The organism is Sphingobium sp. WR1 (assembly GCF_059693745.1).
In genome coordinates, this window is record NZ_JCATID010000007.1 from 138,819 (window position 1) to 163,112 (window position 24,294).

At 64.6% G+C, this 24,294-nt stretch carries 17 protein-coding genes; 15 read left to right on the forward strand and 2 right to left on the reverse strand.

Features of this window, described 5'->3' with window-relative positions; genetic code table 11:
- Window positions 1–34: 34 nt before the first annotated feature.
- The 8 genes from AC58EF_RS11235 to AC58EF_RS11270 all read left to right on the forward strand — a co-directional run bounded on the left by AC58EF_RS11235 (window position 35) and on the right by AC58EF_RS11270 (window position 12,691).
- On the forward strand, window positions 35–3,415 hold the full coding sequence (locus AC58EF_RS11235; RefSeq protein ID WP_497276281.1) for a trifunctional glycoside hydrolase family 18/polysaccharide deacetylase/glycosyltransferase family 2 protein: 3,381 nt from the start codon (window positions 35–37) through the stop codon (window positions 3,413–3,415).
- Entirely contained in the window at window positions 3,412–4,137 is a 726-nt protein-coding gene (locus AC58EF_RS11240; protein ID WP_497276283.1) for an AcvB/VirJ family lysyl-phosphatidylglycerol hydrolase, read from the forward strand. Before AC58EF_RS11235 ends, AC58EF_RS11240 begins: the two co-directional genes overlap by 4 nt.
- Window positions 4,134–6,752: a bifunctional lysylphosphatidylglycerol flippase/synthetase MprF gene (gene mprF / locus AC58EF_RS11245; protein ID WP_497276284.1), complete on the forward strand. Its 2,619-nt coding sequence runs from the start codon at window positions 4,134–4,136 to the stop codon at window positions 6,750–6,752. The genes AC58EF_RS11240 and mprF overlap by 4 nt, the downstream gene beginning before the upstream one ends.
- 2 nt (window positions 6,753–6,754) lie before the next feature.
- Window positions 6,755–7,441, forward strand: a complete 687-nt coding sequence (locus AC58EF_RS11250) for a winged helix-turn-helix domain-containing protein (RefSeq protein WP_497276285.1) — start codon at window positions 6,755–6,757, stop codon at window positions 7,439–7,441.
- A gap of 7 nt (window positions 7,442–7,448) precedes the next feature.
- Entirely contained in the window at window positions 7,449–8,828 is a 1,380-nt protein-coding gene (locus AC58EF_RS11255) for a sensor histidine kinase (RefSeq protein WP_497276286.1), read from the forward strand.
- A gap of 270 nt (window positions 8,829–9,098) precedes the next feature.
- Window positions 9,099–10,697, forward strand: a complete 1,599-nt coding sequence (locus AC58EF_RS11260) for a TIR domain-containing protein (protein ID WP_497276288.1) — start codon at window positions 9,099–9,101, stop codon at window positions 10,695–10,697.
- 3 nt (window positions 10,698–10,700) lie between these two features.
- Window positions 10,701–11,180 carry a nucleotide synthetase gene (locus AC58EF_RS11265; protein WP_497276289.1) on the forward strand — a complete coding sequence of 160 codons (480 nt, stop codon included), beginning with the start codon at window positions 10,701–10,703 and terminating at the stop codon, window positions 11,178–11,180.
- A 26-nt stretch (window positions 11,181–11,206) separates the two neighbouring features.
- On the forward strand, window positions 11,207–12,691 hold the full coding sequence (locus AC58EF_RS11270) for a TRAFs-binding domain-containing protein (RefSeq protein WP_497276291.1): 1,485 nt from the start codon (window positions 11,207–11,209) through the stop codon (window positions 12,689–12,691).
- A gap of 16 nt (window positions 12,692–12,707) precedes the next feature.
- Here AC58EF_RS11270 and AC58EF_RS11275 read toward each other — a convergent pair whose 3' ends face one another.
- The gene (locus AC58EF_RS11275; protein WP_497276292.1) at window positions 12,708–13,997 is read right to left on the reverse strand and encodes an MFS transporter; all 1,290 of its coding nucleotides are present in this window, start codon (window positions 13,995–13,997) and stop codon (window positions 12,708–12,710) included.
- A gap of 84 nt (window positions 13,998–14,081) precedes the next feature.
- Between AC58EF_RS11275 and AC58EF_RS11280 the strand changes: the two genes are divergently transcribed.
- From AC58EF_RS11280 to AC58EF_RS11300, 5 genes are all read left to right on the forward strand, one after another.
- On the forward strand, window positions 14,082–15,278 hold the full coding sequence (locus tag AC58EF_RS11280; protein WP_497276293.1) for a TetR family transcriptional regulator: 1,197 nt from the start codon (window positions 14,082–14,084) through the stop codon (window positions 15,276–15,278).
- A gap of 102 nt (window positions 15,279–15,380) precedes the next feature.
- Window positions 15,381–17,666 (forward strand): TonB-dependent receptor, encoded by a 2,286-nt coding sequence (locus tag AC58EF_RS11285; RefSeq protein WP_497276294.1) that lies wholly within the window; start codon window positions 15,381–15,383, stop codon window positions 17,664–17,666.
- Window positions 17,667–17,696: 30 nt separating this feature from the next.
- Window positions 17,697–18,911 (forward strand): Ca2+-dependent phosphoinositide-specific phospholipase C, encoded by a 1,215-nt coding sequence (locus tag AC58EF_RS11290; protein WP_497276295.1) that lies wholly within the window; start codon window positions 17,697–17,699, stop codon window positions 18,909–18,911.
- Between the two features lie 2 nt (window positions 18,912–18,913).
- Window positions 18,914–20,227, forward strand: coding sequence for a glycoside hydrolase family 1 protein (locus AC58EF_RS11295; protein ID WP_497276296.1), 1,314 nt, complete (start codon window positions 18,914–18,916; stop codon window positions 20,225–20,227).
- Window positions 20,228–20,395: 168 nt separating this feature from the next.
- On the forward strand, window positions 20,396–21,514 hold the full coding sequence (locus AC58EF_RS11300; RefSeq protein ID WP_497276298.1) for a glycoside hydrolase family 43 protein: 1,119 nt from the start codon (window positions 20,396–20,398) through the stop codon (window positions 21,512–21,514).
- A gap of 50 nt (window positions 21,515–21,564) precedes the next feature.
- On the opposite strand, the gene AC58EF_RS11305 is transcribed toward AC58EF_RS11300, so the two are convergent.
- Window positions 21,565–22,731 carry a Gfo/Idh/MocA family protein gene (locus tag AC58EF_RS11305; protein ID WP_497276299.1) on the reverse strand — a complete coding sequence of 389 codons (1,167 nt, stop codon included), beginning with the start codon at window positions 22,729–22,731 and terminating at the stop codon, window positions 21,565–21,567.
- 106 nt (window positions 22,732–22,837) lie between these two features.
- Between AC58EF_RS11305 and AC58EF_RS11310 the strand changes: the two genes are divergently transcribed.
- A complete protein-coding gene (locus AC58EF_RS11310; protein ID WP_497276301.1) occupies window positions 22,838–23,200 on the forward strand; it encodes a c-type cytochrome in 363 nt (120 codons plus the stop codon).
- A gap of 14 nt (window positions 23,201–23,214) precedes the next feature.
- A complete protein-coding gene (locus tag AC58EF_RS11315; protein WP_497276302.1) occupies window positions 23,215–24,258 on the forward strand; it encodes a sugar phosphate isomerase/epimerase family protein in 1,044 nt (347 codons plus the stop codon).
- Window positions 24,259–24,294 lie beyond the last annotated feature (36 nt).

The following is a 24,294-nucleotide window of genomic DNA, read 5'->3' on the forward strand; positions in this document are numbered from 1 at the left end:
GTCGCGCCGTCTCTCCAAATCGCCGAACGGAACGATGCACAGGCCGATTTTCTATGACGCGAGCGGACGGCGGCGGCGGCTGACCTTGCCCGCCCTTGGACTTGCGCTGACCGCCATTCTGGTCGCGGCGATCGCCTTCGCCGTCACGATCGTGGACGTTCCGGTGCCGGCGGCTGTCCCCCTGCACATGGAGCGGCCTCGCGCGGAAGGCATCGGGCAGCGACTGGGGCGGCTGGGCGCGTCGTTGCGCAAACTTGCCGGTTGGCTCCCGACCGAAGGCCCGGCCCGCGTGGCGAGACCTGTCCGTGTCGCCTTCTACGTGCCGTGGGACGATGCGAGCAAGGCGTCGTTGCGGCAGCATGTAGGCTCGATTGATTGGGTGGCGCCGGCCCTGATTTCGGTCACGGGGCGGGATCATAGCCTGCAGGTGACGGCGGACCCCGCCTTCGCCGCCATCGTCCGGGCCGCGCATCGCCGGCCCAGGGTGATGCCGGTCGTGCAGAATGTCGCGGGCGGCGATTGGGACGGGGCCGGAACTGCCGCGCTGCTGCATGATCCCGCCGCGCGAACCCTGTTCTTGCAGCGCTTGCTGCCCGTTTTGAAGCAGCTGCATGGATCGGGCGTGGTGTTCGATCTGGAAGCGCTGCCTGCCAGCGCCCAGCGCGACTATCCGGCCTTTCTGCGGCAGGCCGCATCGCTGTTGCATGAGCAGCGTCTGCAATTGATGCTGACCGTGCCGGTGGATGATGCGGGCTGGAACCTGCGAGCCTATGGGCGAGTGGCCGACCGGCTATTCCTGATGGACTATGACCAGCATTATGTCGGGCAGAGCGCCGGGCCGATCGCGGCGCAGCCCTGGTTCGTCGCGCGGCTGCGCGCCGCGTTGCACGCCGTTCCCGCTTCCAAGACTATCGTCGCGGTCGGCAACTATGCCTATGACTGGACCGAGGGCGGCGGCCCGGCCGACACGCTCTCCATTGAGGATGCCTGGCTTTCCGCCCATTATTCGGACGCGCAGATCCGGTTCGATCCCGGCAGCGGCAACCCCACATTCGATTATCAGGAAGACGGGCGGGTCCATCATGTGTGGATGCTGGACGGCGCCAGCGCATGGAACCAGATTCGCGCGGCCAGGCTGTCGGGCGTCGGCGGCGTCGCCCTCTGGCGGATGGGATCGGAGGACCCCGGCTTCTGGTCCGCGTTCAAGGCGCAGGACGATGCCTCGGCAAGCAGAATGAGCCGGCTCACCAGCTTCAACTCCGTCGATATCGAGGGCGAAGGCGAGATATTGCGCATCGACGATGTGCCGACCATCGGCCATCGCGTGATCCATATGGGATCGGGGGCAAGCAAGGGGCTGATCGTCGACGAACGGTTCGCCAGCCTGCCCACGCCCTATGTGATCCGCCGCACCGGTTATCGGCCGCATATGGTGGCGCTGACGTTCGACGATGGGCCGGACGCGGTCTGGACGCCGCCGATCCTGAACATATTGAAGTCGGCCCATATCCCGGCGACCTTCTTCGTGATTGGCGAGAACGCCATCATGCATCCCGGCCTGCTGCGGCAAATCATCGCGCAGGGCAGCGAGATCGGCAGCCACAGCTATACCCACCCCAATATGGCGCAGGTGTCGCCCCGGGGCATATCCCTGGAACTCAACAGCACGCAGCGGCTGATCGAGGCCTATACGGGTCATGCGGTCCGGCTGTTCCGCGCGCCCTATTTCGGCGATGCCGAGCCGACCACGGCGGACGAGATCGGACCGGCGCTGGAGGCGCAGAAGGCCGGATATGTGAATGTCGGGCTGCATGTCGATCCGGGCGACTGGACCCGGCCGGGGGTGGACGCCATCGTCGCGCGCACGGTCCGGCAGGTGGAGGAGGGCAATGCCGGACGGTCGGCGCAGATCGTGCTGCTGCATGACAGTGGCGGCGACCGGGCGCAAACCGTGGCGGCGCTGCCCCGCATCATTCAGGCGCTCAAGGCGAAGGGCTATCATTTCGTCGCGGTGTCTGCGCTGGCCGGCCTTACTTCTGCGCAGGTCATGCCGCCGATCCGCGGCGCTGATCTTGTCGCGGTTCGCATTGACGTCGCCATATTCCTGATCGTCGCGTCCATCGTGACGATACTCAAATGGCTGTTCTTCGCCGTCATCCTGTTCGGCATGGGACGCGCGGTGATGCTCGCCGGGCTGGCGCTCGGCAGCCGGTTGCGGTCCAACCGCATTGACCCGCCAGCCCTTCGTCCGGGCGAGTTCGTGTCCGTCATCATTCCCGCCTATAATGAGGCTAAAGTGATCGAGGCGTCGGTGCGGCGCGTGCTTGCCAGCCGCGACGTCCTGCTGGATGTCATCGTCGTCGATGACGGATCGACCGACGCAACCAGTGCGATCGTGGCCGGGGCCTTCGCCCATGATGCGCGGGTGCGGCTGCTCACGCTGGCCAATGGCGGCAAGGCGGCGGCGCTCAACCGGGCGCTGGAGATGGCGCGGGCGCCGATCATCGTCGCGCTGGACGCGGATACCCAGTTTGAGGAATGGACGATCGCCCGGCTGGCCCGCTGGTTCGCGGACCCGCAGGTCGGGGCGGTTGCGGGCAATGCGATGGTCGGCAACCGCGTGAACCTCGTCACCCGCTGGCAGGCGGTGGAATATGTGACGGCGCAGAATCTGGAGCGTCGCGCCCTGGCCCGATTCGGCGCGATCACGGTCGTGCCGGGCGCTGTCGGGGCATGGCGGCGGTCGGCGCTGGATAGCGTGGGCGGCTATCCGCTCGATACGCTGGCAGAGGATCAGGATCTGACGATCGCGGTGCAGCGCGCGGGCTGGCGCATCGCCTATGATACCGATGCGGTGGCTTGGACCGAAGCGCCGGAAAGTTTTCGCGCGCTCGCTCGCCAGCGCTTCCGCTGGGCCTATGGCACGCTGCAATGTCTGTGGAAGCATCGGAGCATCTGGCGCGACGGTAATCCGGCCGGGCTGGCATGGGTCGGCTTGCCCCAGGCATGGCTGTTCCAGATCGGCTTCGCCATCCTTTCCCCCATTATCGATCTCGCGCTGGTGGTCAGCATGATCGATACGGCCGTGCGCGTGCATCAGCATGGCTGGGCGCAGACAGAAAGCGACGTGCTGCGCATGGCCTTTTACTGGTTGGTCTTTACCGCGGTGGATATTGCCTGCGGCGCAGTCGCCTATCGGCTGGAACCGCGCGAGCGACGCTATCCGGCGCTGCTGCTGGTCGCACAGCGGATCGTCTATCGGCAGATCATGTACGGCGTCGTCATCCGGGCGGTGGGCACCGCCATATTGGGGCCGTGGGTCGGCTGGGGCAAGCTGGAGCGGACGGGGCGCGTGCAGTCCGGCGAGGTCGAGAGTGGAGCAGCGCTGGCGACCGGTCGGAGCGCGATGGCATGAGGAGGGTCATCCGCCCGCTCATCATCGTGGCGGGCCTGGCGTTGCTTGCCCTTTGGTATATCGGCTATATCGGCGGCACCCTGTTCGGCGTCATGCCTGCCACGGCGCAGGCGTCGCCGCACCCGCGCGCGGTGGCGCTCTATCTGTCGGGCGACATGGGATTTCATGCGGGGCTGGGGCCGGCCATCGTCGAGCGGCTGAACCGGCACGGCATCAGCGTCATCACCGCAAACAGCCTGCATTTCTTTCGCACGCGGCGGACGCCCGAACAGACGGGCGCGATGATCGCGGACGGGTTGCGCCGCGCCATCGCGATCGATCCGGCCGCGCCCCTGCTGTTGATCGGCCAGTCCTTCGGCGCGGACGTGATCGCGCCTTCGCTCCCCTTTGTGCCGGAGCCGCTGCGCAGGCGGATAGCATTTGTCGGTCTGGTCGTTCCGGGCGCGACGCGGCAATGGCGCGCCTCTCCCACCGAGATTTTCTCGATGGGAGAACCGGAAGAGGATGCCGTGGTGGCGGCGCGGCGCCTTAGCTGGGTTCCCTTGCTTTGCATTTATGGACGGGAAGAAGCGGCGAGCCTCTGCCCCTCGCTCCATCAGCACAATGCGACACGGGTCATGCTGCCTGGCGGACACCCGCTGGAGCATGACGCGGATGCCGTGAGCGCCGTCCTGTTGCGAGCCATAGACCGGAGCCTGCCGGCATCGGGAACGCGGCGATGACCACCAATGCGATCGAGGGCTGGATACGCGGCCACAAGACGCTGCTTGCGATCGGTGGCATGATGCTCGTGACCGGGCTGGGCTTCGCGGCGCTTCATCATCTGCTGGCCGGGATGCATGTGCGGGATTTTCGGGCGGCCTTCCATGCGATTCCGCCAAGTGCGATCGCATTGTCGGCCGGGCTGACCATTCTCAGCTATCTCACGCTCACCCTCTACGACCATATCGCATTGCACGCCATGGACAGGCGGCTTCGATGGCGGACGGTCGCGCTCGCCTCCTTCTGCAGCTACACGCTCAGCCACAATCTGGGGCTGTCGTTGTTGACGGGCGGATCGGCACGGCTGCGCATCTATGGCGCGGCAGGGCTGCGGCCCAGTGAAACGGCCCGCATCATTCTGTCGGCCGGACTGGCATTCTGGGGTGGCGTTATTACCATGGCGGCGCTCCTGATGGTGCTCCACCCCATCGCCATGTCCCTGGACGGCGTGGGCGTCGCCATGCCGCTCCAGCAGGGCATCGGCGGCATCTTGCTGGCCGGCGCGGCGGTCCTGCTCCTGGCGCTGGGCAGGCGGTCTCGGTCGATCCGTCTGTTCCACTGGACGCTCGCGCTGCCGACGCGGCGACAGGCAGCGGCGCAGATCGGCGTGGCCTGCATCGACCTGATGGCGGCGAGCGCCGCGCTGTTCGTACTGGTGCCGCAGGCGAGCATCACCCTCTACCCCGCCTTCTTCATCGGCTATGCGCTGGCGATCATCCTGACGCTGGTCAGCCATGTACCGGGCGGGATCGGCCTGTTCGAAGCCGTCATGCTGGCGGCGGTGCCGCAGGTCGACCGGCCGAACATGCTCGCTGCGTTGCTGGCCTATCGCGCGATCTACTATGTCATACCGCTGTTCGTCGCGATCATCCTGATCGCCGTTCATGAAGGCCGGGCCTGGCGAAAGCCGGCCAGCCGAATGCTGGACGGCGCCGAGATGCTGTTGCGGGAAATCGCACCGGCACTGCTGGCGGTGCTGGTCGCGGTCGGCGGCGTCGTGCTTCTGGTGTCGGGTTCCCTGCCGGCGGAACCTGGGCGGTTCCGCGCCTTGAATGCTTTCTTTCCCATGCCTTTTCTGGAAGCATCCCATCTGGCTGCCAGCGTCGTCGGCGCGGTCCTGATCCTCTTGGCATCGGGCCTCTACCGCCGGCTGGACGGCGCCTTCTGGCTGACGCGCCTGCTGCTGGTTTCCGGGGCTATCTTCTCGCTGATGAAGGGGCTGGACTATGAGGAAGCTCTTGTTCTGATCATCATCGCAGGCCTGTTGCAGGCGAGCCGGTCGGCCTTTTACCGCAGAACCAGTTTCACCACCGCCATTCTGTCTCCTGAATGGATCGCCGCGCTAGCGGTGGCTGTAGGCATTTCGATATGGATCGGCTTTTTCGTCTATCGCCATGTCGATTATCAGAATGACCTGTGGTGGCAGTTCGGCCGTCATCATGATGCGTCGCGTTTCCTGCGCGCCGCGCTGGCGACCGGGGTGGTGGTGATTGGCGCCGCGATCTGGACCATGCTCCGGCCTGCTTCCGCCGGTGCCGTCACGGCCACCGACGCCCCTTCACCGAGCGCGGCCGCGCTGGCGCTGGCCAGCCGAACCGATGCCTGTCTGGCCCTGACCGGCGACAAGCATTTCCTGGTGTCGCCCTCCGGGCGCGCCTTTCTCATGTATCAGGTCCAGGGGCATAGCTGGATCGTGATGGGCGATCCGGTCGGTGATCCGGCGGAATGGTCCGACCTGCTCTGGCAGATGCGGGAACGCGCCGATGCAGCTCAAGGCCGGTTGCTCATCTATCAACTCAGCATGGATAGCCTGTCCCTCGCGATCGACCTTGGCCTGTCGATCGTCAAATATGGCGAGGAGGCGCGGGTGGATCTGGCGCGCTTCACCCTGGATGGCCCCAACGCCCGTCCTCTGCGCCATGCCGTTCGCCGGGCCGAGCGGGAGGGCGCCTGTTTCGAGATCGTCCGCGCGGCGGAGGTGCCGGCGCTGTTGCCCCGGCTGCAGGCGATTTCGGACCATTGGCTGGACGCGAAAGGCGCGAGCGAAAAGGGATTCAGCGTCGGTCGTTTCGATCCGTCCTATCTCCGGCATTTCGATCTTGCGCTCGTGCGCTGCCGGGGCGAGATCGTCGCCTTCGCCAATATCTGGACGACGCCGGACGGATGCGAATTGTCCGTCGATCTGATGCGCCACGACAGGGCCGTCCCCTATGGCGTGATGGATTTCATGTTCGCCCGTCTGATGCAGTGGGGCCAGGACCAGGGCTATCGCTGGTTCGCGCTCGGTCTGGCGCCATTGTCCGGCCTGGAGGCACGGCGGCTGGCATCGCCCTGGACGAAGGCGGGCGCTTTTCTCTATCGTCATGGCGGGAGCTTCTATGGATTTGACGGGCTTCGGGCCTATAAGGCCAAGTTCGCGCCCCAATGGGAACCACGCTTCATCGCTGGTCCGCAAGGCCTGTCGATGGCGCGCGCCATGGTCGACCTGCAACGGCTGGTCGGCGGCGGCCGGGGGAGCGCGACATCGCGTATGAGCGGCTCCGCAAGGATGCGCGCCATGGAAGGGGTAGGCTGATCATGAGCCACAAGGTGCTGCTGATCGAGGATGACGCCACGACGGCAGACTATATCGCCAAGGGTCTCGCCGAGGAGGGCTTTGTCGTCGATCGCGCAGACAATGGCCGCGACGGCCTGTTCATGGCGACCGAGCAGACGCATGACGCGATCATTCTCGACCGGATGCTGCCCGGCATGGACGGCATGGCCGTGCTGGCCGCGATGCGGGCGGCGTCCATTGCCACGCCCGTCATCATATTGTCCGCCCTGGCGGATGCGGACGACCGGGTGGCGGGCCTGACCGGCGGGTCGGACGACTATCTGGCAAAGCCCTTCGCCTTCGCCGAACTGCTGGCCCGGCTGCGCATCGTCATCCGGCGGCGAACCGGGGCCGAAGGGCGGAAAACGAGGCTCCGTTGCAGCGACCTGGAGGTCGACCTGCTCGCCCGGAAGGTCAAGCGGGGCGGACGGGCCATAGAGTTGCAGCCGCGCGAGTTCCGCCTGCTCGACTATCTGCTTCGGCACAAGGGCGAGGTGGTGACGCGGACCATGTTGCTGGAAGGGGTCTGGGACTATCATTTCGACCCCGGCACCAATGTCATCGACGTGCATATCAGCCGGTTGCGGCGCAAGATCGATGAAGAGGGGGAGGCGCCGCTGATCCACACCGTCCGGGGCGCGGGCTACCGCCTGAGCGATCGGGGCTGACCCGCCTATGCGCTGGCGCCATTCGGTCATATGGCGCTTTGCCGCGCTCATCTTCCTGATGCAGATCGCGTGCGTGCTGGTCGCGCTCTGGGCGGTGCACCAGTTCACCGGACGGTCGGTGAACCATGCCAGCCGGGAAGTGGCGGTCGGCCTGCGCGACGATATCGCGGCCACCTATGCGGCCGCCGGCTTCGCGGCGGCGGGCGCGACCGTCCGCAACCGGATCGCCAACGACCGCACGGGCGAGACGGTGATCCTGCTGCTGTCCCCGCGCGGAGAAAGGGTCGCGGGCAATCTCGACCGCTGGCCGGCGGGCGTCGGGGTTTCGGAAGAATGGCATCTCGCCAATCTGCTGCGCAATGACCGGCGCGGGCGCGAGCCGGAGGTGATTGGCGTGGTCAGCACGCGCTTTCCCGACGGGACGCGCCTGCTGACCGGCCATGTCGTCGAGAATGACCTGCGTTTCGGCGGCTTTCTGGAGACGGCGCTGGTGAGCGCTGTGCTGCTGGCCGTGCCGCTCGCGGGCGGCGCTGCCTGGCTGTCGGCGGCCATCATCCGCCGCCGGCTGCGCTCGGTGATCGACACGGCGACGGCGATCGGCACGGGAGATATGGGGCGACGGATCGTGCTGACCGGCAGCGGCGATATGTTCGACGCGCTGGCGCGCGCTATCAACGACATGCTCGACCGGATTACTGGACTGGTCGGGGAATTGAGGCTGGTGACGGACGGCCTCGCCCATGATCTGCGCTCCCCGCTCACGCGCCAGCGCGCGGTGATCGAAAACGCGCTCAGCAAGAGCCGCGACGAAAACGCCATCGGTGCGATGGAGCGCGCCCTGGAGGAAAGCGATACGCTCATCAGGATGCTGAACACCGCGCTGACGATCAGCCGGGCGGAGGCGGGGATCGGGCGTGACAGTTTCGCGCCGTTCGACATCGGGGCGATGCTGCACGATTTTCAGGACATGTATGGCGCGGTCGCCGAGGAAAAGGGCGTGACGATCGCTGTGGATGCGCCGGCCAATCTCGTCATTTGCGCGCATCGGGAACTGGTCGCTCAGCTTCTGTCGAACCTGATCGACAATGCGCTGAAATATGGCGGGGACCATATTCGACTATCGGCACGGCAGGAAGCGACCAGACTCCATATCAGCGTGTCGGACAATGGACCGGGTATAGCGGAGGCGCGCCGGGCGGAGGCGCTCAAGCGGTTCGCGCGGCTGGATGCGTCGCGTCATATCGCCGGGGCCGGGCTGGGCCTTTCGCTGGCGACGGCGGCGGCGCGCCTTCATGGCGGCGAACTCATCCTGGACGACGCGAAGCCGGGGCTTCTGGTCGTCCTGACGCTGCCGACCGACGGTTCGATCTCCGCCGGCGCGCGATAGCAGCCGCTGCCCCGCCGGTCGCGCCATTGCGGCGTGACTTGGGCGGTTTCTTTGGCTACCGATAAATCCCTTCTCAAACGGGGCGGGCGGTTGCGATGAAATAGAATGATGCGGCTCACGGCCCGGCATCGTCGGGCCCTGCTCCGATCCCCGACGTAAAAGGGGGACGGAGAATGTCCGTTCCCGCTCTCGTCACGGCGCAATCCGGCGGAAGGATCGGTGTTTTTTGGGAACCGGCAAGGACCGGAAACCCCGGAGTCTTTGGTTCGAATGACAGCAGGCAGCACTGGTCCCGCGATGCCCGGCCCTCCCGCCTATCGCGCGTTTCTCAGCTACAGTCATGTCGATGAGCGGGCCGCGGCCAGGCTGCATCATTGGCTGGAGGCCTATCGCCTTCCTGCCCGCCTGGTCGATGCTTCGGCGCCGCCGGGAATGGTTCCGCGGCGGTTGGCGCCGATATTCCGCGACCGTGCCGAACTGCCGGCAGCTTCAAGTCTCGACAGGGAGGTGCGGTTGGCTTTGTCCCGATCGGATGCGCTGATCATCCTATGTTCGCCGGCGGCCAGGGCGTCGCGCTGGGTCGATGCCGAAATCAGCCTGTTTCGTGAAATGCATCCCGATCGCCCCGTCATCGCGGCGCTGATCGAGGGCGAACCCGCGGACAGTTTTCCATCATCATTGACGGCGCTCGATGCGGATGGCGTGCGGCATGAGCCGATCGCGGCGGACTTTCGGTCCAATCAAGATGGGGTCAGGCTGGCCCGGCTCAAGATCGTGGCCGGTCTTACCGGCATTGCGCTGGACCGGATCATCCAGCGTGATGCGCAGCGTCAGCTCAGGCGTGTGATCGGCATCACATTTTTTGCGGTTATTCTGGCCCTATTCATGGCGGCAATGCTGATCTTCGTCGCGCGGGCGAGAAGTGAGGCGGAAAAGCAGCGGCAGCAGGCGGAAGGATTGATCGAATTCATGCTCACCGACCTGCGCGAAAAGCTCAGAGGTGTGGGGCGGCTCGACATTCTCCAGACGGTCAACCGGCGCGCCCTGAACTATTATGCCGACCAGCCCGATCTCGCCGCGCTTCCCGGAGATTCGCTCGAACGGCGCGCGCGCATCGTGCAGGCGATGGGCGAGGATGATTATAAGCGGGGTGACGAGGCGGCGGCGGTGGCGGAATTTCAGGAAGCCTATCGCGTGACGAACGCGCTGATTTCGGGGGAACCGCGCAACCCCGAACGGATATTCGCCCACGCCCAGAGTGAGTTCTGGCTGGGCTATGTCGACTTCATGCGGGGCCGCAACCAACAGGCGCTCCCCCGCTTCCGGGCCTATGGCGCGCTGGCGCGGCGGCTCGTCAAGCTGGAACCGCGGAACGAGAAATATTGGCGGGAATTAAGCTATGCTCAGGGCAATATCTGCACCATCGCCATCGACGACGAACAGCGTCGAACGCCGGACCTGGATAGCTGTCGCGAAGCGCTGGAGACGATGCAGCGCGTGCACGACATGGCGCCCGCCGATCAGGCCGTCGCCGCGGATCTGGCCAATCGCCATGCATGGATGGCGGATGCGCTGCGCTTGAAGGGAAAGAATGACGCGGCGCTGGAACAGCGGAACCGGCAAAGCGCGATCCTGCGGGGGCTGCTCCGCAGGGATCCGAAAAATGCAGCCTATCTTCAGGACTGGATACTTGCCCGTTACTCCATGTCGCAACTCCTGTACCAGATGGGCCAGAAGCCGCGCGCGGAATCGCTGAGGAAGGAGGCGCGGGAGGATGTAGACCGGCTCGTCGCGTCCGATCCGGCGAACAACGACTGGCGCGTCTGGCGGACCAAACTCGCAGAACCTTTCGAAATCAACGGGGAGTGATTCATGTCGACATTGAACTATACCCAATATGGACTCGCGCCGCTGGCGCCGATCGAACTGCCGAACGCCGATCCGATCCGGTTCAATGTCATTCTCAAGGCCGAAAATGACCGGATCGTGCTGCGGTACGAGCAGCCAGCTGCCCCGTGCAGAACCTATATCGCCATCACGGAGGATTCGGTTGTCGAGATCGCGCTGGTCGGCGATCAGCTCTGTTTCTCGAAAGATCGCGAAGGCATCACCACCAAGGAATCCCTGGCTTCCTTTTACGGGGGCGTCGAATATGATGGCTATGACGCGACGCTGGATCGCTACAAGATTCTCCGCTTCCATGCCCGCTACAACCGGGGCGGCAAATATGGAACGCGGCATGGGTTCAATATCAATGTCGACCTTTTGCAGGAAACGGAGGCCGGAGAGGTTCAGTGGATCGCGTTGTCGATCGACCCCGACATCAAGAACCCGCCGCCCAGGGATAATTGAACGGCGCGGCGGGGAATGACGGCGGCATGACTTTGGCGGCTCTGGCCCGGATACGCACGGTTGCGCGCGGAGGCGACACGCTCCGCGCGTGGCGAATGTTCAGCGAGGCTGGGCTGCTGGAAGCCGACGAACCCGAAGTCTTAAGCCTCAAGGGCCGCCTGCTGAAGGACCGGGCGTTGCGCAGCGATGCGGATGATCGCGCCAGTTTGCTGTCGCAGGCGCAGGACGCCTATATGCAGGCGTGTCAGGGGCGCCGCGCGACCTACCCCCTGATCAATGCCGCTACGCTCGCTTTTCTGAACGGCAGGCCCGACCACGCCGCGCGCCTTGCCCGCGACGTCCTCCTCTTGTTGGATAGCGGCGATCATGAACCCGAAACCCGCTATTGGCTCGCCGCCACGATGGCGGAGGCGCATCTGCTTCTGGGGGATGAGCAGGCCAGCAGGGCAGCGCTGGCACGGGCCGTGGCCGCCGCTCCGCAAGCCTGGGAAGACCATGCCGCGACATTGCGGCAATTCCGCCAGATTCTGGCGCTGACAGGGCGACCGGCCGACATGTTCGATCCGTTGCGCCCGCCGCCGAGCCTGTATTTCAGCGGCATTATCGGCCTGCCGGACAATGAGGATGAGGCTCGTCATAAAATCGGCGAGGCGCTGGACGAGATTCAGCCCGGAGCGGTCTATGGCGCGCTGGCGGCGGGCGCGGACATATTGGTCGCCGAACTGGCGATCGCCAAGGGCGCGCAACTGCATGTGGTCCTGCCGACAGCCCTGCATGTCTTTCGCGACTTTTCCGTGATCCCGTTCGGCGGCGAGTGGCGGCGACGGTTCGACCGGCTGGTCGATAGCGCTGAAAGTCTGGAGGCGCCGGACGGCATTGCCAGCCTGTCCGAAGCTGCGATCGCCAAAGGTGCGGAAATCGCGATGGGGCTGGCCTTGCGTCGCGCCAGCGCCTTTGCGACGCGCGCGGTCGCCTTGAATGTCGGACGGCGATCGGGCGTCTATATGGCGGCGGACATGCTGTGGCAGAGGCGTGGCCTTCCGTTCCAATGCGTTATTCTTGATCAGTCGATGCCGCCCAGGGACGGGCTTCTCGTCACGGCCGTAAATCGGGCGCTTCTCGCATCGTCATCCCCCCTTTCACTGCCCGATGCGTTTCGTCACCTGGCAAGACGGCATTCGGTGAACGACATGTTCTACATCGAACTGGACGATCTCCAGACGGCGATGCACCTTGCGCAAGCCATGGTGAGCGCAAGGCCGGAGCGCGGGCTGGGGCTGGAGTATCGAACAGTGACGACGGGTGAGGACGGGGCGCCGGGCGAAGATGCGCTGGCCTTCATCCTGGCCCGCGCGGCTCCTGCCGGCAGCATATGGGCGCCATGGCCCCAGGCGGCGGCCATGGATGTCCATGCGCCGGAATGCCGCTTCGAATTTGCCGGGGAGATCACCACGCCCAATGGCGATTGCCCGGTCGCTGAATATTATCCGGCCGTTACGTGGGAGGAATGAGGGCCAGCCGGCATCCTCACCGTGCTGTCACCGCATTTCCGGCATTGTCGAGCAGGATATGATCTCCCGTCGATCGCCGATCGGAGCGTGTCGGCGCGGCCTTTCCGAAGACATGCTGGGGCATGATCGACGCCAGCGCGACCGCCGCGCATAGAAACGAAACCAGACCGCATAAGCTCCATAGACTGGTTTGCGTTGGCGCGCTTTGCTGGCTGAGCCAGGCACCCGTCAAAAGGCCCGACAGCCCAAGTCCGATCTTGGAAGTGGCCGTAAACCAGCCAAGAGCCTGCGCGGCGGGCAGGGAACGGCCCGAGCGATCGGGGCGCGCAACCAATTCGGACAGGCTGGACCAGGCGAACAGCGCGATGCCCCCGCCGGCAAAGCCAAAGAGGCAAAGGCCAAAGGTTGTCAAAGCCCACTCGCCATGGCTCACTATGATCGGCAGCAGCATTACGGACAGGGCGCACAGGGCATAGGCGCAGCCCAACGCGACCCGGGAACCGAGCCAGCCAGCCAGCGGCGACCAGAGCCAGGCAGCCGCCAGCCGCATGAAGCACAGGAGCAGCAGGGCATTCTCCAACCCCATGGTGCCGAGATGCAACACAGCCTTTGCCACGGAACCCAGCGCCGCGAAACCGATCATCTGGGTGAGGCAATAAGCAGCGAGTCCCCAATTGCCTCCTCGTCGCTCGACGGAAGGATGAGCGGCCGGCCTGCTCTTGTCCATGGCTCGCAGCAGCCAGGGCAGGGGGACGAGGAGCAGCGCGGCGATCAGAGCGACGCCGGCGAGCATCCACCGGACGCCGCCTGTGGTCAACCCGTTGGCCTGAACCAGAGGGATGGCTGTCACCGCGATCAGAATCGAAGCCGCGCCGCCCAGCAATGCGCGCCAGCGCGAGACGACGACATGCCCCTGAACCGATGCGATCGTCGCGCCTGCGGCATTATGTGGCACATCGATCAATGAGAAGGCGGTTCGGAAAGCCAGCAGGGCGAGGGCGGCAGATAGCGGTTGGCCAGGCGGCAGGCAGGGAAGCAGGAGGAAGGACCCGCTGGCAATCACCGCCATCCACCCGGCGATCGATGCACGCTTGTCGGGGAATCGATCGAGCCATCGCGCGCATTGCGTATCGATCAACGCATTCCAGAAGGAAGCGAAGACGAACAAGCCGCCCGCCACCGCCGGCGTGATATGAAGAACCCGGATGAGGATGAACAGGTGCAATGCATCCGCCCCGGTCCACAGCAGGCTTTTTCCGCCATGGGCCATGCAGAAGGCCAGGCCAAGGGTGCGGGTGCGATTCACGGTTCGCGCGATAGAAGCGCTCCATGACAAAGTGGAGACATAGGAGATGCTGGACTGTGTCAGCGGGCGCGATATGCAAATGGCATGACAACAGCCACAAACCGCTCGTCCATTCGCCAGATTCAGGCCAATGCGCCCATTATCGATGCCGCCCGCGCCGTGATCGCCGCGCGCGGTCTTGCCGGCATGAGCCTGCGCACGGTCGCGGAGCAGGCCGATATGTCGGTGGGATCGATCAGCTACCGGATAGGCGATCGTGCCGCGCTCGTGAATGCGGTGATCGCACGGGAAATCGAGTTGACCGAGCAGGCCGCCCGGGATTTTCGGGAGCGGGTGCGCGGCATCGAGCCGGTCCGCGCGGGTGTGTTGCCTGATCTGGTAGGGGCGTGGCTGGACCTGATGTCGGGCGAGCAGCGCATTTCCGGCATCGTCACCTGCGAACTGGCGCTGCTCGCCAGCCGCACGCCGGAGGCGTTGCCGGCGGTGCCGATATTGCTGGATGCGGCGGAAGAAATGTGGCGTGACATGCTGCGGGATTCGCCCGATAGCGCGCGGCTGGCGCAGACGATCGCGGCCTATTGCCTGGACGAGCGTCCCTTTTCCATCGCCCTGGGTGATATGGTCGACTATCGCCTGTTGCGGCAATCGACCATTCGCGCCCTGCTGCGTGACGGCCATGTGCCTCCTGATCTCGCGTCCAGCCAATGGCACATGGCGATTGTCGAGCGGCTGGCGGTCCCAGCCGCACCCGCTCTGGATTCGGCCAATGTCCTGCCGCAAGGCGTGAAGGCAACGCTTGCAGACCATATTGCCGACCTGATCGTTGCGGACGGCGTGGGCGCGCTGTCGCACCGGGCGGTGGCCCAAGCGTCGGGCATGGCGGCGTCGAGCGTCGCCCATCATTTCCCGACGCATCGCGACATCGTCTTTGGCGGCGTCGAAGCCATTTATCGTCGTATGCGCGCCGCGATTCGCGCGTCCAACGGCGCGGCCCCAGGCAATAGCGACATCATCCGCCTGACCCATGAAAGCGCATTGCTGGCGAACAACAACCCCGCCTTTCGTCCCTTCGCCATCGATATGCGGCGGCGGCGCGCGGAGAATGTCCATGTCCAGGTCGCCGAATGGATCGGATCGCCGGTCGATGGGGACCGCGCCCGTGTCCAGGCCGTGGTGGTCGCGATCATCGGTCATAGCCTTGGAAAGGCGGCCCGTGGTGCTCTGGTCGACCCGGTGCCGGATATGGTTCAATTTATCGCCGGTGTCGAACAATCGTCTTAAAATATAAAATTTAACGGAAAAATATACGAACAATCGTCTTAAAACCGTAAAACTCGCAATCTAGTGCGCCGCCCAACGGTTCGATGGGACGGAGCAAAAATCATGTTCGGATTACAAGCCAGGCGCAGGGTCTATCTGCTTTCGACGATGTTGATGGGCGGCGCGTTGCCGCTGGGCGCCACAGCGGCGCACGCGCAGGCGGCCGCCGAATCGGACGACGCCCTGCCGGAAATCGTGGTGACGGCGGAGCGCCGCAGCGAAAGCAGCCAGAAGGTGCCGTTGGCGATCCAGTCGGTCGACGGCGCGGCGATCGCGAATAGCGGCTACACCTCCGTCACCGACCTCCAATATATGATGCCGGGCGTGCAATATGACCCGACCCAGGGCGCGGCCTTCCAGATTCGCGGCGTCGGCAGCACATCCTTCGACTTTTCCAACGCCAAGTCGGTCAGCGTCGTCGTCGACGATGTGGTGATGGACGGGCAGCGCGCCAACGGTCTGACCGGCATGGTCGACATCGCGCGCGTCGACGTGCTGATGGGGCCGCAGGGAACGCTGTTCGGCAAGAACGCCACCTCCGGCGTGATCGCGGTGTCGACCGGCAAGCCCAAGCTCAACGACACATCGCTGCGTGCCTCGGCCAGCCTGGGCGAGCATGACGAGCGCATCCTGAACGCCACCGCCAATATTCCGCTCGGATCGATGGCGGCGCTGCGTGTGTCCGGCTTCGACCAGGCGTTCGACGGCTTCGGCCGCAACGTGACGCTCAATCGCCTCGTCGGCTCACAGCATGAATATGGCGGCCGCGCGCGCCTCTATGTCGAGCCATCCGACCGGATCAATTTCACCCTGTCGGGCGACTATGCCTATCATTGGGACAGCAGCGTCCGCACCCCCGTTTCGGGGCAACCCGCCGCGCTGACCGCCATTCTGAATAGCTTGGGCGTCTATCCGGGGCCGAAGAGCGCCGATACGGCGGACTCCTCCTTCGGCGAGATCACCACCGAGGAATATGGCACGTCGCTGCGCGTCAATGCGAAGCTGGGCGATCACGACCTGACATCGATCACCGCCTATCGCATCACCCGCTATGTGAACTCGACCCCGGCGAACCTCGCCCCGACCAATCTCTATGCCTATATTCCCTTCAACATCGGCGACCTCGACACCGACAAGGTCAGCCAGGAAATTCATCTGGCCTCGCCCACGGGCGGCTTCGTCGAATATCTGGTCGGCGGCTTCTACAACAAGCTGCACGCCCGCCAGACCCAGTTACAATGGGGTACGCTGGGTGCGCCGCTCTACGATGCCAACGGCACGCCGCGCCAGACCCTCTATGCGCTGACCGGCGCGATCGGGGTCGACGCCAATGCCTCGCTGTTCGACGCGAACAACGAGACGATCGCCGCCTTTGGCCAGTTGAAGTTCAACGTCACGCCGCGGCTCAGTCTGACGCTGGGCGGCCGCTACACCCATGACAATAATTCGCAGAGCCTGGACTTCATTACTGTCGATCCGGTGCCGATCGCGGGCTACACCCCGACCTTCGTGGGATCGAGCGCCGCACCCGCGATCGATTTCGGCCGGGTGAAGGGCGATAATTTCTCCTACCGGATCGCCCCGCAATGGCAGGTCAGCGACAATGTCATGCTCTACGCGACCTATTCGACCGGCTACAAGCCGGCAGGCATCGCCTTTGTCGGCAACAAATATGCGCCCTATCGCGACGAGACGGTGAAGGCATGGGAAGCGGGCATCAAGTCGGAATGGTTCGGCCGCCGCCTGCGCTTCAACCTCGACATTTTCCGGTCGGACTTCAAGGATTTCCAGGCGACGATCCTGACCACCATCCCCGATGGCGCCGGCGGCCAGCTCCAGGCGACGGTGATCGGCAATGCGGGCGGTCTGCGCACGCAGGGCGTCGAGGGCAATATCGCGGTGCAGCCGGTCAAGGGCCTGACCCTGTCCGGCGCGCTGACCTATACCGACGCCAAGTTCACCGACTATGTCTATAACGCCACCACGGACTATACCGGGTCGCGCCTCACCAACTCGCCCAAATGGGCGGGCACGGCGGCCGTGGATTATGAGACGGAGTTCGGATCGGGCCTGGGTCTGCGCGCTCATGCGGACTATGCCTATCGCAGCAAATATTGGACGGTCGTCGGCCAGCCGGGCTATTCGGAGGTGCCGGGCTATGGCCTGGTCAACGGCCGCATCGCCGTCACCCTGCCCGGCAAGTCGGTCGAGGTCGGCGTCTATGCGCGCAACCTGTTCGACACATATTTCTCGACCGGTTGGCAGCAATATGGGGCGCTCGGCCTGCTGCACTACACCTCGCCCAATGCGCGGCGCACGGTGGGCGGCTTCGTCAACGTGAATTTCTAAGATTTTCCAGAGCCTTCGGGAACCAAAGCGATGAAAAAGAAGATTGCTGGCGGCATCGCCGCCACGATGCTGGCCGCCGGCGCCGCCTGGGGAGCGATGGACGGCGCGCCGCAGGACGATGCGCTGCCCATCAATCAGATCCAGGTGGTGGGCACGCACAACAGCTATGCGCTGCCGGCCGATCCCCGCGTCATGGCGCTGATGGCGCCGCGCCTTTCCGCCCTGATGGCAAAAATGGGCGGCGCGATGACCCCCGAACAGCGGGCAGCGATGGAGGACGAACATCCCGGCGGTCTCAATGACATGGCGAAAAGCCTCGACTATGTGCAGATGCCGCTTCAGGCCCAGTTGCGCAGCGGCGTGCGCAGCATCGAGATCGACCTGCAACCCGACCCCAAGGGCGGCGCCTATGCCGATCCGCTGCCCTATCGCCAGTTGAGCGCGCAGGGTGCCACCGACCTCGCCCCCATCTACCGCGAGGAACTGGCCAGGCCGGGTCTTAAGGTGCTGCATGTCGCGGACCTCGATTTTCGCAGCCAGTGTCCCAGCTTCCGGTCCTGCCTGACGCTGCTGCGCCAATGGTCGGACAGCGAGCCGGATCACAGCCCCGTCTTCATCCTGCTGGAACCCAAGCTCAGCGGGCTGGAGCGCGCCATTCCCGGTGCGACGGCGGTTCCGCCCTTCGACAAGGCGGCGTTCGACGAAGTGGACGAAAGCATCCGCAACATTCTTGGCCGGGACAAGGTCTTCACTCCCGACGATCTGCGCGGAAATATGCCGACGCTGGAAGCGGCGGTGCTGGCCAAGCACTGGCCGAGCGTGAAAGCGGCCCGTGGCAAGTTTATCTTCTTCTTCCTCGTGCCCGGCATGAACCTGGCCGCCTTCGCGCCCTATCTCGACGGCCGCCCGTCGCTTCAGGGGCGCATGGCCTTCGTACAGGGCAAGCCCGGCATGGCGCATACCGCCTTCATGCTGTTCGACAATGCGCTGACCCGCGGCACCGAAATCCGCGACGCGGTGAAGAAGGGCTATATCGTGCGCGCCCGCGCCGATATCGACACGGCGGATGCGCGCCGCAATGATGCTCGCCGTCGCGATGCCGCGCTCGCCAGTGGCGCGCAGATGGTGTCGACCGACTATCTGACGGCGCCCAATATCTACGCCAATGATTATCATCTGGCGCCCTTCGCCGGCGGCTGGCGCTGCAATCCGGTCGCGGCACGCTGCGGGGCAGGGGGGCAGTAAGGATGGCGCCCGACATATCCCGCAGGACCGCCCTGGGCCTGGTTGCGGCCGGTATGGCGGGCGTCGCGCCGGGGAGGGCGGCCACCTCTTCCGCACGGGTCTTCCCCAGGGATTTCCTCTGGGGATCGGCCACCGCCGGCCATCAGGTCGAGGGTAATAATGTCGCGTCCGACATATGGCTGCTGGAACAGGTGAAGCCCAGCCTGTTCGGCGAACCGTCCGGCGACGCCTGCGACAGTCTGCACCGCTGGCGCGAAGATCTCGATCTTCTGAAGGCACTCGGGTTGAATGCCTATCGCTTCTCGCTGGAATGGTCGCGGATCGAGCCGGAACCGGGCCTATTTTCCGCCGCCATGCTCGATCATTATGATCGGATGATCGACGGCTGTCTGGAGCGTGGCCTGGCACCCGTCGTCACCTTCAGCCATTTCAGCGTCCCCCGCTGGTTCGCCGCGCGCGGGCATTTTCAGGGGCGGGACGGGGCCGCTCTCTTCGCCCGCTTTTGCGAGAAGGCCGGGCGGCGCATGGTCGACCGCATCAGTCATGCGGTGACGCTGAACGAACCCAATGTGTCCGCCCTGCTGCGCTTCGTCGCGTTGCCGCCCACGTTCCTCCCGGCCGTGCGTGCAATGTTGGCGGCGGCGGCCAAGGCGACGGGCTCGACCGGTTTCGCCAGCGCCTTGTTCAGTGAACAGGACGTGACGCCGCATATGGTCGCGGCGCATATTGAGGGTTTTCAGGCGCTCAAGGCCATCCGCTCAACCCTGCCGATCGGGGTGGGGCTGGCGATCGAGGACGACCAGCTTGTCGGCGCCGACGACAGTTTTCGCGCCACTAAGCGGCAAATGGTCTACCAGCCATGGTTGGTCGTCAGCCGCTCCCATGCCGACTTCATCGGTGTGCAAAACTACACCCGGCGGCTTTACGATGCCAAGGGACTGGTTCCACCACCCGCCGACGCGCCGATCGCCAGCGATGGGCGGGAAATCTACCCGGCCTCGCTCGGCAACAGCGTGCGCTATGCCCATGTCGGCAGCGGCAAGCCGGTGCTGGTGACGGAAAATGGCCTGGCCGTGCATGACGACGTCCAGCGGCAGCGCTACATTCCCGAAGCCGTGGCGGGGCTGCGCGCGGCGATGGCGGAGGATGTGCCGGTGATCGGCTATATTCACTGGTCCCTGCTCGACAATTATGAGTGGATTTCCGGCTATGGCCACCAGTTCGGCCTGGCCTCCGTCGATCGCGCGACCTTTGCACGGACGGTCAAGCCCAGCGCCCGCGTGCTGGGTTCGATCGCGTCGGGCGCGCCGATATAATCCATGTCCCTGGAGGGGAGCCGTGCTCCTGGCCCTTTTGCGGGTTTCCGGTCGTGGCGCCGGCCTGGGCCGAGCAGGCGGTTTGTAGGGCTTTCCGCTGGTCAAAGCGTGGTTGACACTTGAAATGATAGCGCTATCAATCAGCCGTGATATATGTGGAGAGGATGGATGAAGACCAGACGAGGCTCGATGCCGCGAACATTACCTCTGGCGCTGGGGCTGGCATTGGTCGCTTGCCAACAGGCGCCGCAGCCGGCGGACAACCCCAAAAAGGACAGGCGTGACGCAGCCGAATATCTGTCCCAACCGCTGGTCAAGGACATATATACCGCCGACCCGTCCGCCCATGTGTGGAACGGGAAAATCTATGTCTATCCCAGCCATGATATCGATGGGCCGACGCCCGAGGACGATCTGGGCAGCCATTTCGAAATGCGCGACTATCATATCCTGTCGATGGACAGGATTGGCGGGCCGGTAACCACGGGCCCGGTCGCGCTGGAGGTCAAGGATGTGCCTTGGGCTGAAAAGCAGATGTGGGCGCCCGACGCCGCCTTCAAGAACGGCACCTATTATCTCTATTTCCCGGCCAAGGACAAAGCGGGCGCCTTCCGCATCGGCGTCGCCACGGCAAAGGACCCGATGGGACCGTTCAAGGCGCAGCCCCATCCGATCAAGGGCAGTTATTCGATCGACCCGGCGGTCTTCACCGACGATGACGGGCAGAGCTATATGTATTTCGGCGGCATCTGGGGCGGGCAGCTCCAGCGCAATATCGACGGCAAATATGATCCCGACGGGTCCAAGACCGACCTGCAGCAGGATGACAAGCCCGCCCTCGCGCCGCGCGTCGCGAAGATGAGCGGGGACATGCTGGAATTCACCGAAACGCCCAGGGCCGTGCAGATACTGGATGAAAAGGGACGGCCCCTGCTGGGCGGCGACCATGATCGTCGCTTCTTTGAAGCGTCGTGGATGCACAAATATAAGGGCAAATATTATTTCAGCTATTCGACCGGCGATACCCATTATCTGGCCTATGCCGTCGGCGATTCCCCTTATGGTCCCTTCACCTACAAGGGTCGCATCCTGGAACCCGTGGAAGGATGGACCACCCATCATTCGATCGTCGAATGGAATGGACGCTGGTGGCTCTTCTATGCCGATACGCAATTGTCGGGCCAGACCCGCCTGCGCAACGTGAAGGTGACTGAACTGCGCTACAATCCCGACGGGACCATCCAGACCATCAATCCGCTGCTCCCGGCAAAAGGTGCGACGCATTGATCGAAAGAGGAGGAAAGCGCGTTGTGTTCCGACGCGCTTTCTTCTTCGCTTCAATCAGCGGGAAGCGCCGTCCATTTGGCATCGGAGGCGGCGTTTGCGATGACGCTTTCGACGAAGGCCATGGTCCGCAGACCGTCTTCGATCGAGGGACACCAGTCGACCTCGCCTATCACGGATTCGCCGACAGCCGCACCGTCGCATATCCGCATGGCGAAGGCGCGATAGAGATTGGCGAACGCCTCGACATAACCCTCCGGATGGCCGGCCGGTGTGCGCAGCCGCGTCAGGGTGGAAGCCGCAAGGCCGGGTCCGCCGGCGCGCACGACCTCAGCAGGCCGGTCGAGCCAGCGCAGGAGCAGCGTGTTCGGCTCCATCTGCGACCATTCCAGCCCGCCAAATTCGCCATGGATACGCAGCTTCAGTCCATTTTCGTCGCCCGCTGCGACCTGTGTCGCCTTGAGCACGCCGCGCGCGCCGCCGTCGAGGCGCAGCAGCACGCTGACATCGTCGTCCAACCGCCGGCCCTCGACATGGATGGAGAGATCGGCGCACAGTTCCTTCACGCGCAGCCCCGACACATGCTCGGCCAGATGGAAGGCATGGGTGCCGATGTCGCCCAGGCATCCGCCAAGGCCAGCGCGCGCGGGATCGGTGCGCCATTCCGCCTGCTTGTTGCCGTCCCGATCGATCGCCTTGCTGAGCCAGCCCTGCGAATATTCGACCTGCACGAGGCGGATACGACCAAAGTCGCCGCGCGCCACGCGCGCGCGCGCCTCCTCCACCAGCGGATAGCCGCTATAGGTGAAGGCCAGGCCGAACTGGCGGCCCGATCGCGCGACGGCCTGCGCGATCAGCCGCGATTCCTCCACGCTCATCGCCATCGGTTTTTCGCAGAAGACATGGAAGCCCGCATCCAGCGCGGCCATCGACATCGGCGCATGAAGATGATTGGGGGTCACGATCGATATCGCGTCGATCCGCGCTTCGACCGGCAATGCGCTTTCCGCTGCGAGCAGAGCGTCGAGCGATTCATAGATGCGGGCAGGATCGATTCCCAGCATGTCGCCCGAGCGGCGGTTGCGGTCGGGGTCGCTGCTGAAGGCGCCAGCCACCAACCGCCAATCTCCGTCCAGCGCGGCGGCGGCGCGATGAATCGCGCCGATGAAAGCGCCTTCGCCGCCGCCGACCATGCCAAGACGCAAGATACTCTTTCCCATCTCTCTCCTCCGTTCGTCGAATTCCGGTAACGTGATCATTCTTGGTCTTGATCTGCCATGATTTACCGGTAAATGATAGAAGGAACAATAGAACGGAGAGTCGAGGATGCGAAGGGTAGCAAGCCTCAGTCTGATATCGATCGCCGCAATGGCGTTTGTCACGCCAGGTGCGGCGCAGACGGCGCCACCCGCTTTCAACGCCTGTCGCGCCTGTCATAGCGTGCAGAAGGACGCGAAAGGCGGGCTCGGTCCCAATCTGAATGGGGTTGTCGGCCGTCCCGCGGCCGCGCTTCCCGGCTTTACCTATTCGGCGGCGCTCAAAGGTTCCAAGCTGCGCTGGGACGACCAGACGTTGAACGACTTCCTTGCGGCGCCGATGAAGAAGGTGCCGGGCACGCGTATGCCGATCGGGACACCCGATCCGGCCAAGCGCGCCGCGATCATCGCCTATCTCAAGGGCCTTAAATGACGGCGAAAAAGCCCATGCGTGGCCCCGCCATCTTCCTGGCGCAGTTCATGGGCGACGCCGCACCGTTCGACACGCTGGACAATGCGGCGCGCTGGATGGCGCAGGCGGGTTACAAGGGCATTCAGGTGCCCAGCAACGACCCGCGTTGCATGGACCTGGCGCTTGCGGCGGAAAGCCAGGATTATTGCGACGAACTGGCCGGGCACTGCCGCGAGGCCGGTGTCGAAATCTCGGAGCTGTCGACCCATTTGCAGGGGCAATTGGTTGCCGTTCATCCAGCCTATGACGCGGCCTTTGACAATTTCGCGCCGCCGGCATTGCGCGGCAAGCCCGTGGAGCGGCAGGCCTGGGCCGTCGATCAGCTGAAGCTGGCGGCGAAAGCGAGCCGTCGGCTCGGCCTGTCCGCCCATGCGACCTTTTCAGGGGCGCTGGCCTGGCCCTTCATCTATCCCTGGCCGCAGCGTCCGGCCGGTCTGGCGGACGAAGCATTCGCGGAACTGGGTCGGCGCTGGCGTCCCATATTGGATGCGTTCGATGAGGAGGGCGTCGACCTCTGCTACGAACTGCATCCGGGCGAGGATCTGCACGATGGCCTGACCTTCGAGCGTTTCCTGGATGCGGTCGGCGGGCATCGCCGCGCCAATATCCTCTATGACCCCAGCCATTTCCTGTTGCAGGCGATGGACTATCTCCAGTTCATCGACATCTATCATGACCGCATCAGGATGTTTCATGTGAAGGATGCGGAATTCAACCCGACCGGGCGCGCCGGCGTCTATGGCGGCTATGCCGACTGGGTCGATCGGCCCGGCCGCTTCCGTTCGTTGGGTGATGGACAGGTCGACTTCACCGGCATCTTCTCGCGCCTGACCCAATATGGCTATGACGGCTGGGCCGTGCTGGAATGGGAATGCTGTCTGAAGCATCCCGAAGACGGCGCGCGCGAAGGCGCGCCTTTTATCGAGGCGCACATGATCCGCCGGCCGGAACGGGCATTCGACGATTTCGCTGGGGGCGGCGATCCCGCCGACAGCCGGCGCTGGCTGGGGCTGGCCTGACAGCGACGCAGACACGACCCCGATAATATAGCGGAC

Excerpts from the sequence above, each read along its gene's own strand:
- AC58EF_RS11280 (WP_497276293.1), top strand. The coding sequence starts at position 14,082 with ATGACAACAGCCACAAACCGCTCGTCCATTCGCCAGATTCAGGCCAAT.
- mprF (WP_497276284.1), top strand. The coding sequence starts at position 4,134 with ATGACCACCAATGCGATCGAGGGCTGGATACGCGGCCACAAGACGCTG.
- AC58EF_RS11255 (WP_497276286.1), top strand. The coding sequence starts at position 7,449 with ATGCGCTGGCGCCATTCGGTCATATGGCGCTTTGCCGCGCTCATCTTC.
- AC58EF_RS11270 (WP_497276291.1), top strand. The coding sequence starts at position 11,207 with ATGACTTTGGCGGCTCTGGCCCGGATACGCACGGTTGCGCGCGGAGGC.
- AC58EF_RS11315 (WP_497276302.1), top strand. The coding sequence starts at position 23,215 with ATGCGTGGCCCCGCCATCTTCCTGGCGCAGTTCATGGGCGACGCCGCA.
- AC58EF_RS11235 (WP_497276281.1), top strand. The coding sequence starts at position 35 with ATGCACAGGCCGATTTTCTATGACGCGAGCGGACGGCGGCGGCGGCTG.
- AC58EF_RS11285 (WP_497276294.1), top strand. The coding sequence starts at position 15,381 with ATGTTCGGATTACAAGCCAGGCGCAGGGTCTATCTGCTTTCGACGATG.
- AC58EF_RS11265 (WP_497276289.1), top strand. The coding sequence starts at position 10,701 with ATGTCGACATTGAACTATACCCAATATGGACTCGCGCCGCTGGCGCCG.
- AC58EF_RS11310 (WP_497276301.1), top strand. The coding sequence starts at position 22,838 with ATGCGAAGGGTAGCAAGCCTCAGTCTGATATCGATCGCCGCAATGGCG.
- AC58EF_RS11260 (WP_497276288.1), top strand. The coding sequence starts at position 9,099 with ATGACAGCAGGCAGCACTGGTCCCGCGATGCCCGGCCCTCCCGCCTAT.
- AC58EF_RS11240 (WP_497276283.1), top strand. The coding sequence starts at position 3,412 with ATGAGGAGGGTCATCCGCCCGCTCATCATCGTGGCGGGCCTGGCGTTG.
- AC58EF_RS11290 (WP_497276295.1), top strand. The coding sequence starts at position 17,697 with ATGAAAAAGAAGATTGCTGGCGGCATCGCCGCCACGATGCTGGCCGCC.
- AC58EF_RS11295 (WP_497276296.1), top strand. The coding sequence starts at position 18,914 with ATGGCGCCCGACATATCCCGCAGGACCGCCCTGGGCCTGGTTGCGGCC.
- AC58EF_RS11250 (WP_497276285.1), top strand. The coding sequence starts at position 6,755 with ATGAGCCACAAGGTGCTGCTGATCGAGGATGACGCCACGACGGCAGAC.
- AC58EF_RS11305 (WP_497276299.1), bottom strand. The coding sequence starts at position 22,731 with ATGGGAAAGAGTATCTTGCGTCTTGGCATGGTCGGCGGCGGCGAAGGC.
- AC58EF_RS11300 (WP_497276298.1), top strand. The coding sequence starts at position 20,396 with ATGAAGACCAGACGAGGCTCGATGCCGCGAACATTACCTCTGGCGCTG.